2 protein-coding genes are annotated in these 1541 nt (G+C 66.9%); both read right to left on the bottom strand.

The annotated features are described in order from the left end of the window. Positions 1–373: 373 nt before the first annotated feature. Positions 374–1006 carry a DedA family protein gene (locus tag TSO5_RS14340; RefSeq protein WP_247870759.1) on the bottom strand — a complete coding sequence of 211 codons (633 nt, stop codon included), beginning with the start codon at positions 1004–1006 and terminating at the stop codon, positions 374–376. 7 nt (positions 1007–1013) lie between these two features. After that, positions 1014–1541: undecaprenyl-diphosphatase (locus tag TSO5_RS14335; protein ID WP_109152214.1), on the bottom strand; the 528-nt coding region annotated here is incomplete at its 5' end.

Genomic DNA, 1541 nt, shown 5'->3' with positions numbered 1-1541 from the left:
GTCACCGCCTGCGACAACGAGATCTTCGCCTGCGACAGCGCCGACAGGTCACGGGCGTCTTCATGGGTCTTCTGGGCGGCGTGCGCGCCATAACCGATGCCAGCTACCAGCAGTGCCGCACAGATCGCAGACGCGGGCTTCATGACGGTCTTCATACGAATCGCTCCTGTTGCGGGGCGTCATGCCCCGGTATAGACGATCCTAGGCGGGGCTGGCTTACCGGCCTTTGGCGAGCGCTATACGGTTTGGTAAGATCGAGGCCGCGGCTTCGCCATGACCGGCGGCAGGCCCTCTGGATCGGTCAACCAAGACCGGCAACTCGTCAGCGGTGAGGCCCAATTTGGACCGGAGTGCAGGCAGGCAACGGGGGCGATCAACGGTTCGGCTTCGCCGGGGTGCGCAGTCGCCGCCATAGGAACCAGGCCACCGCCGCCACCATCACGACGATCACCAGAACGTCGAAGCGATGCATCCAGTCCCTCAGCGTCGGGTCGCTGTTCCAGCGTTCTCCCAGCGCGTAGCCGACATAGGCCAGCCCGAAGCACCAGGGCCAGGAACCGATGAAGGTGTAGAGATGGAAGCGGAGCCTCGGCATCCCGGCCATCCCGGCGGGAAAGGCGATGAAGGTCCGCACCACCGGCAGCAGCCGGGCGACCAGCACCGCCGGTCCGCCGAGCCGGGAGAAGAAGCGCTCCGCCAGATCGAGGTCGTGCTCGTCGAGCAGGACGTAGCGGCCCCAGCGCCGGATGAGCGGACGTCCGCCCCGCCGTCCCACCGCATAGGCGATCTCGGACCCCAGGTTGCAGCCGATGGCGCCGACGGTGGCGACCAGCATCAGGTTGAAGTGTCCTGTCGAGACGAGATATCCGGCGAAGGGCATGATGACCTCCGACGGCAGCGGAATGCAGGCGGATTCCAGCGCCATCAGCATCGCGACGCCGGGATACCCCAGCGTCGCGATGACCGACACGATGATCGACCCGAGCGCTTCGAGAAGATGCCCCACCGCGCCCTCACCCGCGGTCCAGCGGGAACAGGACGGCGGGCAGATGCAGAAGCCGCACGGTTCCCTCGTAAAGCCGTATGATGGCCGGCGTCAGCATCCGGTCGATTAGGGGCCGGACCGGAACGACCAGCAGCGATGCCGTGGTGGCGACCAGAAGCGCGCCGGCCATGTCCAGCGGGAAGTGAACACCGAGATAGATGCGCGCCCAGGCGACGCCGACGCCGAAGGCCATCATCCCCCAGCCCAACCGCGGCCAGGATCCGCGCAGCAACAGGCTGATCCCGATCGTCCACATGAAGGTCGCATGGTCGCTGGGGAAGGATGAGTCGGCCGCATGCGGGATCAGCTGGTGCCCCAACCCGATCATGAAGGGGCGCGGATGCTGCCAGAAGGCGCCGATCACCGTGTTGATCAGGGCCGCCGTCAGCAGGGCGCAACCGGCGCCGACCAGGGCAGAACGCCCGTTGTGCCGTCCCCACACCCACAGCACCGCGATCAGCGCCGCCGCCAGCACCACCACGTCATCCGCCAGGAA

It is taken from the genome of Azospirillum sp. TSO5, from assembly GCF_003116065.1.
Taxonomy (GTDB): Bacteria; Pseudomonadota; Alphaproteobacteria; order Azospirillales; family Azospirillaceae; genus Azospirillum.
The sequence above is the reverse complement of the archived record's forward strand: the minus strand, read 5'-3'. Positions and strand labels throughout refer to the sequence as shown.